The 11,805-nt window shown below is 64.9% G+C and carries 16 protein-coding genes; 5 read left to right on the top strand and 11 right to left on the bottom strand.

Going from position 1 to position 11,805, the window contains the following annotated elements; all coding sequences use genetic code 11:
- The first annotated feature begins 57 nt into the window (after positions 1–57).
- On the top strand, positions 58–696 hold the full coding sequence (gene hpf / locus LDL28_RS12840) for a ribosome hibernation-promoting factor, HPF/YfiA family (protein WP_233058905.1): 639 nt from the start codon (positions 58–60) through the stop codon (positions 694–696).
- A gap of 80 nt (positions 697–776) precedes the next feature.
- Here hpf and LDL28_RS12835 read toward each other — a convergent pair whose 3' ends face one another.
- Together LDL28_RS12835 and LDL28_RS12830 are read right to left on the bottom strand one after the other, a co-directional pair.
- On the bottom strand, positions 777–1,040 hold the full coding sequence (locus LDL28_RS12835) for a DUF1150 family protein (protein ID WP_025813436.1): 264 nt from the start codon (positions 1,038–1,040) through the stop codon (positions 777–779).
- 83 nt (positions 1,041–1,123) lie between these two features.
- On the bottom strand, positions 1,124–1,597 hold the full coding sequence (locus tag LDL28_RS12830) for an Hsp20 family protein (RefSeq protein WP_233059305.1): 474 nt from the start codon (positions 1,595–1,597) through the stop codon (positions 1,124–1,126).
- Between the two features lie 227 nt (positions 1,598–1,824).
- Between LDL28_RS12830 and def the strand changes: the two genes are divergently transcribed.
- The 3 genes from def (at position 1,825) to truA (ending at position 4,193) form a co-directional block, all read left to right on the top strand.
- Positions 1,825–2,367 (top strand): peptide deformylase, encoded by a 543-nt coding sequence (def, locus tag LDL28_RS12825; RefSeq protein ID WP_233058903.1) that lies wholly within the window; start codon positions 1,825–1,827, stop codon positions 2,365–2,367.
- A gap of 76 nt (positions 2,368–2,443) precedes the next feature.
- The gene (gene fmt, locus LDL28_RS12820; RefSeq protein WP_233058902.1) at positions 2,444–3,379 is read left to right on the top strand and encodes a methionyl-tRNA formyltransferase; all 936 of its coding nucleotides are present in this window, start codon (positions 2,444–2,446) and stop codon (positions 3,377–3,379) included.
- Positions 3,372–4,193, top strand: coding sequence for a tRNA pseudouridine(38-40) synthase TruA (gene truA / locus LDL28_RS12815; RefSeq protein WP_233058900.1), 822 nt, complete (start codon positions 3,372–3,374; stop codon positions 4,191–4,193). The genes fmt and truA overlap by 8 nt, the downstream gene beginning before the upstream one ends.
- Positions 4,194–4,339: 146 nt before the next feature.
- Here truA and LDL28_RS12810 read toward each other — a convergent pair whose 3' ends face one another.
- The 9 genes from LDL28_RS12810 to rpmH all read right to left on the bottom strand — a co-directional run bounded on the left by LDL28_RS12810 (position 4,340) and on the right by rpmH (position 11,402).
- Positions 4,340–4,984, bottom strand: a complete 645-nt coding sequence (locus LDL28_RS12810) for a hypothetical protein (RefSeq protein WP_233058899.1) — start codon at positions 4,982–4,984, stop codon at positions 4,340–4,342.
- Positions 4,984–6,138: a succinyl-diaminopimelate desuccinylase gene (gene dapE / locus LDL28_RS12805; protein WP_233059304.1), complete on the bottom strand. Its 1,155-nt coding sequence runs from the start codon at positions 6,136–6,138 to the stop codon at positions 4,984–4,986. The genes LDL28_RS12810 and dapE overlap by 1 nt, the downstream gene beginning before the upstream one ends.
- 20 nt (positions 6,139–6,158) lie before the next feature.
- On the bottom strand, positions 6,159–7,007 hold the full coding sequence (dapD, locus tag LDL28_RS12800; RefSeq protein ID WP_233058898.1) for a 2,3,4,5-tetrahydropyridine-2,6-dicarboxylate N-succinyltransferase: 849 nt from the start codon (positions 7,005–7,007) through the stop codon (positions 6,159–6,161).
- Positions 7,008–7,144: 137 nt separating this feature from the next.
- Positions 7,145–8,050, bottom strand: coding sequence for an acetylglutamate kinase (gene argB, locus LDL28_RS12795; RefSeq protein WP_233058896.1), 906 nt, complete (start codon positions 8,048–8,050; stop codon positions 7,145–7,147).
- A gap of 60 nt (positions 8,051–8,110) precedes the next feature.
- Positions 8,111–8,788, bottom strand: coding sequence for a ribosome biogenesis GTP-binding protein YihA/YsxC (yihA, locus tag LDL28_RS12790; protein ID WP_233058895.1), 678 nt, complete (start codon positions 8,786–8,788; stop codon positions 8,111–8,113).
- A gap of 12 nt (positions 8,789–8,800) precedes the next feature.
- A complete protein-coding gene (gene yidC, locus LDL28_RS12785) occupies positions 8,801–10,549 on the bottom strand; it encodes a membrane protein insertase YidC (protein ID WP_233058893.1) in 1,749 nt (582 codons plus the stop codon).
- A complete protein-coding gene (yidD, locus tag LDL28_RS12780; RefSeq protein ID WP_233058892.1) occupies positions 10,549–10,845 on the bottom strand; it encodes a membrane protein insertion efficiency factor YidD in 297 nt (98 codons plus the stop codon). The genes yidC and yidD overlap by 1 nt, the downstream gene beginning before the upstream one ends.
- On the bottom strand, positions 10,842–11,192 hold the full coding sequence (rnpA, locus tag LDL28_RS12775; RefSeq protein ID WP_233058890.1) for a ribonuclease P protein component: 351 nt from the start codon (positions 11,190–11,192) through the stop codon (positions 10,842–10,844). The genes yidD and rnpA overlap by 4 nt, the downstream gene beginning before the upstream one ends.
- Positions 11,193–11,267: 75 nt before the next feature.
- On the bottom strand, positions 11,268–11,402 hold the full coding sequence (gene rpmH, locus LDL28_RS12770) for a 50S ribosomal protein L34 (protein WP_007399178.1): 135 nt from the start codon (positions 11,400–11,402) through the stop codon (positions 11,268–11,270).
- Positions 11,403–11,553: 151 nt separating this feature from the next.
- Here rpmH and LDL28_RS12765 point away from each other — a divergent pair, with 151 nt between their 5' ends.
- Positions 11,554–11,781 (top strand): hypothetical protein, encoded by a 228-nt coding sequence (locus tag LDL28_RS12765; protein WP_233058889.1) that lies wholly within the window; start codon positions 11,554–11,556, stop codon positions 11,779–11,781.
- The last annotated feature ends 24 nt before the right edge of the window (positions 11,782–11,805 follow it).

The raw sequence follows: 11,805 nt of genomic DNA, 5'->3' as shown, positions 1-11,805 counted from the left end.
ACGGTTTTCCGTTCCCCGCACGTGACTGCGCTGTGATCATGTAAGGAGTTGCCCCTTATGCACATCAGTGTTGCCGGAAAGCAGATCGACCTGTCCGATGCCCTGAAACACCGGGTCAGCGCCCATCTGGACCGTATTTCGGAAAAGTATTTCGGGCAGGCGATGGAAGCGCGCGTCACCTTCAGCCGCGCCCGTTCGTTTTTTACCTGTGACATCAATATCCACGCCACGCGCGGGCTGACCCTGCGCGGTGAGGGCGAGGCCGCCGACGCCCATGCCGCCTTTGACGACGCGGCGGAACACATCGCCCGCCGCCTGCGCCGCTACCACCGCAAGGCCACCAACCATGGCCACCTCAAGGCCCGGCAGCAGGTGCCTGAAATAGGTCGCGGCTATGTCCTGCGCCCCGGCATGCCACAGGACGGCGCGATGGACGCCGCCGCCATCGACGGGGAAGCCCCGCTTGAGGAGGAAGAGGCCTCGCTGCCCGCAACCGGCCCCTACGCCACCATCATTGCCGAACACCCCACCGAAATTCCCACGCTGAGCGTGAGCGAGGCGGTGATGCGCCTTGATCTGGCGGACAGTCAGATCCAGCTTTTCCGCGACAGCACGACCGATACGGTCAATGTCCTCTACCGCAGGCCGGACGGGAATATCGGCTGGCTCGATCCCACGGCCAGACCGCATAACTGACGGCGCGCCGCGCACATGAAAAATGGCCCTGCCCCGGTAAAGGGGGCAGGGCCATCATGCCATCGGGCATCATGAAAAAATCAGTGGAGGGGGACCGGTATCATCTCATGGCTGAGGATGGCGTTGATCGCCGCATCCCGGTCGTCGGTTACGGCCATGGGCGTGCCATCGGCCGCGTGGATGGTGAATGCGTTCGCACCATCGACCTTGACCGCCCGGATATAGGCCACCGATTCCACACCCAGGCCACGCAGTTCACCGATGCTGATTTCATGCGGGCTGCCGACCGGCGTTTCCGGTTCGTTATGCAGCAGTACCCGACCATTCTGTGTTGTAACTCTCATCGTGTCATCTCCTGCATCATGAAGGGAGAACCACCCTTCCCATCTGCATCGCAACATGGGTCGTTACATTACGGCGCAGGCTGTCACTCCTCGTCAATCACCCTCACGACACGTTGCTTGCGCCCGGCGGGCACATCCACCACCGGCGGCACACGTTCATGCGACGGCGCGGTGGGGGGGCGGGTGATCTCGATCTTGCGTACACGTACTTCAGGCTGCGGGCGCTGGAGTTCGATATGCAGCAGCCCGTTGTCAAGCCACGCGCCACCAACCTCGATTCCCTCGGCCAGGACAAAGGCCTTCTGGAACTGGCGCGCCGCTATGCCACGGTGCAGGAAAATGCGGCCCTGACCGTCATCACTCTGCCGCCCGCGAATGACGAGCTGGTTGTCTTCCTGCGTGATGTGCAGGTCTTCCATCACGAACCCGGCCACGGCCAGCGTGATGCGCAGCGTCGTTGGGCTGACCTGCTCTATGTTATAGGGCGGATACCCGTCCGACGCATTTTTTGATGCGCGTTCCAGCATCTGCTCCAGATGGTCGAACCCCAGAAACATGGGCGACCCGAAAACTCTTCCCGACAAATCGGCCTCCTCTGCTCGAGCGAGACAAGAAACGGAAAAACGGACCCGAAACGGCATCTGCTTCCCGTCCCTTCACGATATGGGAGAACAATAGCCATACGCAAGGGGAGGACCCTTACGAAAGGCGAACGGCACCGCCATCGGCATTTTGGTTCCATCACCACTGGCATCGCGTGGACGGAAACGCTAAATGGCGAATTATGATTGATCATGATGTCATCGCTCAGGCGACCCCCATGCCGATCCTGGTCGCGCCCCAGGCGGTCCTGCGCCAGAAAACCCGCCTTGTCCGCCCGGAGGACATGAGCGAGCTGCGCACCACCATCCCCCGCATGTTCTCCGCCATGTACCAGGCCCCCGGCATCGGGCTGGCGGCCCCGCAGGTGGGGCTGAGCCTGCGCTTCGCCATTGTGGACGTGTCAGACAGGGATGAAGGCCGCAACCCGATCGTGCTGATCAACCCCGAAGTCATAGCCGAGACCGACGGCATGGCCGCGCGTGAGGAAGGCTGCCTGTCCCTGCCCAACCAGTATGCCGAGGTCATCCGCCCCGAGGCCGTGCGCGTGCGCTACCAGGACATGGAAGGGAAGCGGCAGGAACTGGAGGCCGATGGCCTGCTGGCCACCTGCCTGCAACATGAGATCGACCATCTGGAGGGCATCCTGTTCGTCGATCACCTGTCCACGCTCAAGCGCAACATGATCATGCGCCGGCTGGCCAAGGAACAGCGCCAGAAGCACTGAGCCCACCCGCGCCCACCCTGCCGGAACCTGACGTGAGCGGACGGTTCCGGCCCAGCCTGAACGGACCCCCCACCACATGCGACTGGCCTTCATGGGCACGCCCGACTTCGCGGTACCGGCCCTGCATGCCCTGCACGAGGCCGGGCATGACATCGTAACCGTCTATAGCCAGCCCCCCCGCCCGGCGGGGCGGGGCAAGAAACTGAGTCCCTCGCCGGTACATCGCGCGGCGGAGGCTCTGGGCATTCCCGTCCGCACGCCACCGGGCCTGCGCCGCAATGCGGCGGAACAGGCCTATTTCAGCGCCCTGCATCTGGATGTCGCCGTGGTCGCCGCGTACGGACTGATCCTGCCGGTCGGGATGCTCGACGCCCCCACCCACGGGTGCCTGAACATCCATGCCAGCCTGCTGCCACGCTGGCGCGGCGCGGCCCCCATACAGGCCGCCATTCTGGCGGGCGACAGCGAAAGTGGCGTCACCATCATGCAGATGGATGCCGGGCTGGATACGGGCGCCATGCTGCTGCGCGGCCGTGTGGCGCTGACAGACCGTACCACCGCGACCAGCCTGCATGATGATCTGGCCGCCATGGGGGGCCGCCTGATCGTGGACGCCCTGCGCCAGATCCCTGCCCCCGGCACTCCCCAGCCCGAAACCGGCGTCACCTACGTACAGCGGCTGAGCCGGGAGGACGGGCGCATTGACTGGACTGCCCCCGCCACCCGCATCGACCGGCAGATCCGCGCCCTGACCCCGTGGCCCGGCACCTTCACCGTGCTCGCGGGGCAGGTCATCAAGATCGGCGCGGCCACACCCGTGCCGGGCACGACGCAGGCCCCGCCGGGCACCATTACGGATGACGACCTGCTGGTGGCCTGCGGCGCGGGCACGTTGCTGCGCATCAACCGCCTGCAACGCCCCGGGCGCGGCATGATGGACGCCGCCGACTTCCTGCGCGGGCAGGCCATTCCCCCCGGCACGCGCCTTGGCATGGAGCCACCCGATGCCTGAGACCCCCGCCCCCCGGCCGGGTGACGCCGCGCCGCCTTCCGTCTGCCGGTGGGCCGTGCTGATGGAATATGATGGCCGGGACTTCATCGGCTGGCAGCGCCAGCCGGTGGACAGCCTCATATCCATACAGGGCCTGCTGGAAGGGGCCGCGCGCAAGCTGACAGCGGGGCGAACCGTGCCCAGCATCACCGCCGGCCGGACCGATGCGGGGGTGCATGCCAGCGGACAGGTCGCGCATCTGGACTTTCCCGCCGATGTCACGCTGTCCAGCGCGACGGTGCGCGATGGGCTGAATTTCTACATGAAGCCGCATCCGGTGGTGGTCGTCATGGCGCGCCCGGTCCTGCCGCACTGGAATGCCCGCTTCTCCGCCAATGCGCGCGCCTATCGCTACCGCATCCTCAACCGCGCGGCACGGCCCGCGCTGGAGGAAGGGCGCGTATGGCACGTCAGGTCACCGCTGGACGTGACCCTCATGCGGCAGGCCGCCCTGTCGCTGACGGGGCGGCATGATTTCACATCCTTCCGCGCCACGGCCTGCCAGGCCCGGAGCCCCGTGCGCACGATCGACCAGCTCGATGTGCGGCGAGAAGGCGAATATGTCGTGATTGAAACCCGAGCCCGCTCCTTCCTGCACCATCAGGTGCGCAACATGGCGGGAACGCTGAAACTGGTGGGGGAAGGCCGGTGGGAACCGGGTCGCGTCGAACAGGCCCTCGCCGCGCGTGACCGCCGGGCCGCTGGCCCCACCGCACCGCCAGACGGGCTGTGCCTGACGGAAGTGGGGTACGAGGACAATCCCTTTACCCGTTAGGAGAGCTTCTCCGCTCTCCCGCCACCAGCGAATATTCCACAAATCATAAGAAAGTTTTTGGTGAAGCTTTTTTCAAAAAGCTTCAGGAAGCGCCGCCTTCGTGAAAAAGGCGGCATCCGAAAACTTTTATTCTTTTGGGGCTGGCATCAGTGGGCGCCGCTGCCCTGCTGCATGAGCAGTGGATACAGGAATTCGTGCCACGCGCGCTGATCGGGTGAAAACAGCGCCGTAACACCAGCCAGCAGGCCAAGGCTGCCGATAATAGCCAGCACCATGACCACGGCCTGCCCCCGCCGCAGCAGCAGGCCCACGCGCGCCACGTACCATGTCAGCCACAGGCTGTAGGCGAACTCGGTGCCGTTGAGGATCAGCTCCCCCATGGGTGATTCAAGCAACCGGGGGGAGGACAACGCCATCAGCAGCGCCACCACCAGCCCCACAAGCAGTGTGACCCAGTCCGTCCACCATGCGGCGGTGATATAGCGCAGCCACAGTCCCTCGCGCTTCCACCGCCGCGCCAGCGCATGCGTCACCACCGCGGGCAGCAGGATAAGGCACAGGGCGAACAGCACCTTGACCCCGCTAATGGCCTGCGGGGCGTAACCGATGGTCAGCCCGCCGCCAACCAGCCACAGCGCCAGACGGGGCGCCAGCGCGGACAGCACGGAATCGCGCGTATTGCCGAAATAGGCGATGCCTTCCGCACGGCCCCGGCCCAGCAGCAGCATTCCGCGCAGGATACCGCCTAACCCCGCTACATTCGGGTCGGGAGATGGGCCGCGTTCAGACATTAGCGCATTACCTTTTCAAGAAAACCGGCATAGATCGCCGTCAATTGCCTGAGGTCGGCCAGGCTGACATGCTCGTCCGCCTTGTGCATGCTCATCCCCACCAGGCCGAATTCGGCAACGGGGCAGTAGCGGCTGATAAAGCGAGCATCGGACGTGCCGCCCCCCGTATCAAGCCGGGGCACATGGCCGGTCACGGCCCGCACGGCGGCACGCAGCGCCTCGACCGGCGCATGGGGCTCGGTCAGGAAGGATTCCCCGCTGATCGCGATATGGATCTCGGCCCCCGGCGCATGGCGGGCGACGACGGTGCGGATCCAGCCCGTCAAATCCGCGCCGGTATGCAGGTCGTTGAAACGGATGTTCAGCCGCGCCCCGGCACGGGCGGGAATGACATTGGTGGCCGTATTGCCCACGTCAATGCTCGTGACCTGAAGGCTTGAGGGTTCGAACCATTCGCTGCCCGCATCCAGCGGGACCGCCGTCAGTTCACCCAGCAGCGCCAGCAGGCGATGGACGGGATTGTCCGCGCGGTGCGGATAGGCCACATGGCCCTGCGTGCCATGAACGGTGATATGGGCATTAAGGCTGCCGCGCCGGCCGATCTTGATCACCTCGCCCATTCCGGCGGGATTGGTCGGTTCGCCCACAAGGCAGAAATCGGGTATCTGCCCCTGCTTTTCCATCCATTCCAGCACACGCACGGTGCCGTTCGTGGCCGGGCCTTCCTCATCACCCGTAATCAGCAGGCTGATCGAACCACGCGGCTGTGGATGCCGGTCCAGATACAGCCGGACCGCCGCGACAAAGGCGGCGATGCCCCCCTTCATGTCGCATGCGCCACGACCGAACAGCACGCCGTCATGGATTTCCCCGCCAAAGGGGTCATGACTCCACGCCGCATCCCCAACGGGCACCACATCCGTATGCCCGGCAAAGCACAGATGCGGCTGGCCCGTGCCCAGGCGCGCGAACAGGTTGGGAGTCCGGGCCGCTCCCTCCCCAAACGGGAGAAGGGTGACGCTGAACCCCATCCCCTCCAGAACCCTGGCCAGGGCGGTGATGCCGCAGCCATCATCCGGCGTGACGGAAGGGCAGCGGATCAGATCCCGCGCGAGGGTGACAACACCACCGGGGTCCTGCTCCATGGCGGCCATTCCGTCATCGCTCATGCCGTTCAGCCGCGCAGCAGGTCGTTGATCGACGTCTTGGAACGGGTGCGCTCATCCACGCGCTTGACGATCACGGCGCAGTCGAGCGACGGCAGCGGCTTCCCGTCGGCCGAGGTCGCCTGGCGCGGCGGCAGCGTGCCGGGCACGACCACGGAATAGGCCGGAACGCGACCCATGAAGACCTCGCCCGTCGTGCGGTCGACGATCTTGGTGGACGCGCCCAGGAACACGCCCATGGACAGCACGCTGCCACGCTCGACCACGACACCTTCCGCCACTTCGGAACGCGCGCCGATAAAGCAGCCATCCTCGATGATGACGGGCGCGGCCTGCAACGGCTCCAGCACGCCGCCAATACCCACGCCACCGCTGATGTGGCAGTTCTTGCCGATCTGCGCGCAACTGCCGATCGTGACCCAGGTATCGACCATCGTGCCGCTATCGACATACGCACCGGCGTTGACGAAGCTCGGCATCAGCACCACGCCGGGCGCGATGAAGGCGGAACGGCGCACGATGGAACCGGGCACGGCGCGGAAACCCGCCGCGCCAAACGCCGCCTGGTCCCAGCCCGCGAATTTCAGCGGCACCTTGTCATAGCTCGGCGCACCCGCGCCACCGCCCTCGACCACGCGGTTATCATTGAGGCGGAAGGACAGAAGCACCGCCTTCTTCAGCCATTCATTGACAACCCAGCCCCCGGCCCCCGGCGTGGCGACACGGAGCGTGCCGGAATCCAGCGCCGCCAGCGCGGCCTCGACGGCATCACGGTCGGCGCCGATGGTAGCGGTGGACAGCGTCTCGCGACGCTCCCACAGGGCCTCGATCTGGCTCTGGAGGGATGTATCGGTCATGTTTGCAAAATCCTGTATGGGGCTGGCCGCCACGGCGGGAACCGCCGGAGGCTGGATCAGTTTGACTGCGGACCATGCGAAGGATCATGGGCAATGTCAACGATTGCCCCGATCCCCCATGCTGCGTGCAAAACGCCTCAGGCGCCGCGTATCAGCGTGCCCGGTCCGGCTTCGGTAAACAGTTCAAGCAGGCAGGAATGCCGCACCCGACCATCAAGGATGACGGCGGCCCGCGCGCCCGCGCGCACGGCCTCGAGGCAGGTTTCCACCTTCGGGATCATGCCGCCCGAAATCATGCCGCTGGCGATGCCGCGGCGCGCGTCTTCTGCCGTCAGCTCAGGTATCAGCTGGCCATCGCCATCGAGCACGCCGGGCACGTCCGTCAGCATGAGCAGGCGGCTGGCGTTGACCGCGCCCGCGATCGCGCCCGCCGCCGTGTCGGCATTGATGTTGTAGGTCTCGCCCTGCTCGCCCGCCCCGATGGGGGCGATGACCGGGATCAGCCCGGAACCGGACAGCGCATAGATCACGCGCGGGTCAATGCGCGTCGGCTCCCCCACAAAGCCCAGATCCAGCAGGCGATCGGTCTCGACACCGGATTCACGCGCATGGCGCTGGAGCCTGCGGGCGGAAATCAGGCCCCCGTCAAGGCCGGAAATGCCTACCGCCAGCGCACCGGCACGGTTGATGAGACCCGCCACCTGCTTGTTCACCTTGCCGCCCAGCACCATCTCGATCACGTCGATCATGGCGGCGTCGGTCACGCGCAGGCCGTCAATAAAGGTCGATTCAATCTGCAACCGCTTGAGCATGGCGCTGATCTGCGGGCCGCCGCCATGAACCACGACGGGGTTGACGCCCACCTGCTTGAGCAGGGCGATGTCATGGCCGAACGCGGTGGAGAGCGAGGTGTCAACCATCGCGCTGCCGCCATATTTCACCACGATCGTATCACCCGCGTAGCGGCGCAGATAAGGCAACGCCCTGGCCAGAACCTCGGCCCGTGCCTGTGCTTCCCGGTCGCCCGGTCCTGTTCCTGTCATCCGAACGGTCCCTTCGCTCCTGTATCCATGGTCGATGGCCACGCCAAGGCGTAGCCGGATCTACATGCCCGCCCGCGCCGGATTGGCCAGCCGGGCCAGTTCCGCGCGCAGCGCCTCGATCCCCATGCCGGTCTCGCTGCTGGTCGCCAGCACTTCGGGAAAGGCGGCGGCATGCGTGCGCACGATTTCACCGACCTCGCGCTCCTTGGCCGCCAGCGCACCGGGCTTTGGCGCATCGCATTTGGTCAGCACTACCTGGAATGTCACGGCGGCGCGGTCCAGCAGCTTCATGATTTCCCTGTCCGACGCCTTGACCTCCACCCGGCTGTCCAGCAGCAGCACGACGCGGCGCAACGTGGGGCGGCCACGCAGGTAGGAGAACATCATCCCCTGCCAGTCTTCCTTCACATCCTTCGCCGCCTTGGCGAATCCGTAGCCCGGCATGTCGACCAGTGTCATCCGGTCGGCCAGTTCAAAGAAATTGAGCTGCTTGGTCCGTCCCGGCTGCGAGGACGCGCGCGCCAGGGCGCGCCGCCCGGTCAGCGCGTTGATCAGGCTGGACTTGCCCACGTTGGAGCGGCCCGCGAACGCGATTTCGGGCAGGAGCGGGTCGGGAAGCTGGCCCAGCTTCTGGGCACCAAAAACGAAATTGAACTCACCCGAGAACAGCACGCGCCCGATTTCCCGGTCACGCTCACGTTCTTCCGGTGTCGGTGCGGGAGATGAGAAATCCACCATCTTGGTTCCTGGTTATTTCTTCCCGGCCGGAAGCCTGGGCTTGCTGGCCGCGCCACGGTTCATGCGGCGCTGGATCACCGTCTGCTGCGCCATGGTGAGCAGGTTGTTCCAGCAATAGTAGATCACCAGGCCGGAGGGCTGGCGCGCCATGAAGAAGGTGAAGATGACCGGCATGAACTGGAACATCTTCTGCTGCGCCGGATCCGCCGCGGGTGCGGGGTTGAGACGCTGCTGGGCAAACATGGTCAGCCCGAACGCGATGGGCCACAGGCCAAGCTGAAGCATGGGCGAGATGACCGAAGGATCCCACGGGATCAGCCCGAACAGGGTGAACAGGTTTGTCGGGTCGAATGCCGAAAGATCATGAATCCAGCCGAAGAAGGGCGCATGCCGCATCTCGATCGTGACGTACAGATCCTTGTACAGGCACCAGAACACCGGAATCTGCAACAGCATGGGCAGGCAGCCGCTGGCGGGGTTGACGCCTTCCTGCTTGTACAGCCCGATCATCTGCTGGTTGAGCGCCATCTGGTCATCTTTGTAGCGCTCACGCAGGGCTTTGATCTTGGGCTGGAGCTGGCGCATCTTACCCATGGAATGGAACTGCTTGGTCGCCAGCGGGAAGAACAGCGCCTTGACCAGCAGGGTGAACGCCATAAGGGCGAGGCCGAAATTGCCCAGCATGGTGTTCAGCCAGTCCAGCACGGTAAAGATCGGGCGGGTCAGGAACGCGAACCAGCCGAAATCCACCGCTTTCCAGAAATCGGGGATGTGCAGGCTGGCTTCATATTTTTCCAGCAGCGGCACTTCCTTCGCACCGGCGAAGACATGGCTGGCGCTGGAGGCTTCGCCACCCGCCGCGATCACCAGCGGCGCGCGCGCGGTGAAGCCGACATCATAATTCCCCTTGTCGCCACCGGCGGACTGGTAGGCATAGTTGCCCGCCACATCGCTATCCTGCTGCGGGATCACGGCGGTCAGCCAGTACTTGTCGGTAATGCCGGCCCAGCCGCCCTGGCCCGACTTGCTCCATGCGATGTTGCCCGGCGGCACGGCGGCCTTGCGCAGCGATTTGTACGAGCTTTCATCCAGCCTGTGGTCAATGACCGAAATCGGCCCTTCATGCACGAGATAGCCACCCGTCTCGACCGGCGTATAGCCACGCTCCACGCGGGAGAAGGGATATAGCGAGACCGCCTCGCCACCGTGGTTGATCACCTTCTGCGTCACCGCGAACATGTAGTCATGGTCGATGGAAACGGTGATCTCGAACACCTGGCCCTGTCCGTTGTCCCAGCTCAGGGTCACGGGCTGCGCCTGTGTCAGGGTGTCATGGTCCGCGGTCCACAGGGTGCCGGCATCCGGCACGCGCACCTGCGCGCCGCTGACATTGGCCCAGCCGACTTCGACAAGGTTGGGCTGCTCCTTTCCACGCGGTTCCAGCACGCGCACCAGCGGGCTGCCGTCCTTTACGGTCTCATGATAGTTCTTGAGCACGAGGTCATCGAGACGGGCGCCACGCAGGTCGAGCGAGCCATGAACGCGGTCGGCATCGATCGCCACGCGCGGGTCGGGCTGGCCGTCATCCGCCGCGACGGCGGCCGGAGCCGTGCCGGTGCCTGCCGCCGGCGGCAGGGCGGGCGCGGTCGCGGGGGCCTGCTGTTCCACCGTCTTATGGTTCTGCTGAGGCAGGAAATACTCAAAACCAACCAGCACCACGGCAGACAGTAATGTTGCCACCATAAAACGCTTGATATCCATCAGCGACCCGCCAGACTTTTACTGTTTTTTATGGAGTCATGCATGTCACACCCGCAGGCCGCGCCGGGAACGGGGTCATGACCACCCGCATTCCACGGGTTGCAGCGCAGGATGCGCCACCCGGCCAGCACACTGCCCCGCATCGCCCCATGCCGGGCGATGGCGTCGCGTGCGTAATGACTGCATGAAGGAACGAAGCGGCAATGCGCGCCCCATAACGGGCGGATCACCAGTTGATACGCGCGGATGAACGCGCGCAGCACATGGGCGGCCAGGCCTGGGGAAGACGTACTCACGATTCTTCCTTTACTCCGGCCTTGCGCAGGGCCTTGCGGTAATCCCCGACAAGGGCGTCGAACCGCCGCCCGCACGTGCCGGACCGGCCAATGACCACGATATCAACACCCGCAGGCGCCCATTCGCGGCCGACCAGCCTTACAACCTCACGCAGGCGTCGCCGCGCGCGATTACGCACGACGGAATTGCCCACTTTCTTGGTAACGGTAAAACCGTACCGGGCAGCTTCCGTGTCACCGCGTTCAAGCGCCTGAAGCACCAGTCCCGGCACGGGAGCCTTGCGGCCTTTTGCCGCAACCCGCAGGAACTCGGCACGTTTTTTAAGACGCGTGGACTTGTCGGCCACTTTAAGCCGCCCCTTTGTAGAGACATTCACGGTTCCGGGCACGAAGGCACCCGGAACGTACAGACGTCACCTGCCTCAGGCAGAAAGACGCTTGCGGCCCTTGCTGCGACGGTTTGCAACAACTTTACGGCCACCAACGGTTTCCATACGCGAACGGAAGCCGTGGCGACGCTTGCGGACCAGCTTCGAGGGTTGATACGTGCGCTTCACAACGGCACTCCCAGATTGACAATGACAGACAGGTTACGGAATAAATTCCACAGGCCCCGCATAATACGGAAGGCCTGAGCGGCGCCTTATACTGCCGCTTTCCGGCAACGTCAATGCTGCCGCGTCCTTGAGCCCCAACCGGATGGATTTCATGACCAGCCCCGCCCGCGACTCTGCCCCCGCCATGGATGAAACGCTGCGGCGGCATATCCACGATATCCGGGGCCACCTCTCGCCCGCCATGCTGCAGGCGGATGTGCTTGCCCTCAGCAAGGATGCCCGCACGCGCGACGCCGCGCAGGCCATTCTTGACGCGCTGGACGCCGCCACGCGCGAACTGGCCGCCATGCGCCGCCTGCTGGGCACGGGCCAGCCCTGACGGGCTGACCCTGTTGACTGATCC

The sequence above is a fragment of the Komagataeibacter sp. FNDCR2 genome (assembly GCF_021295395.1).
Taxonomy (GTDB): Bacteria; Pseudomonadota; Alphaproteobacteria; order Acetobacterales; family Acetobacteraceae; genus Komagataeibacter.
Note: the sequence above shows the minus strand (reverse complement) of the source record. Positions and strands in the feature narration are given on the sequence as shown.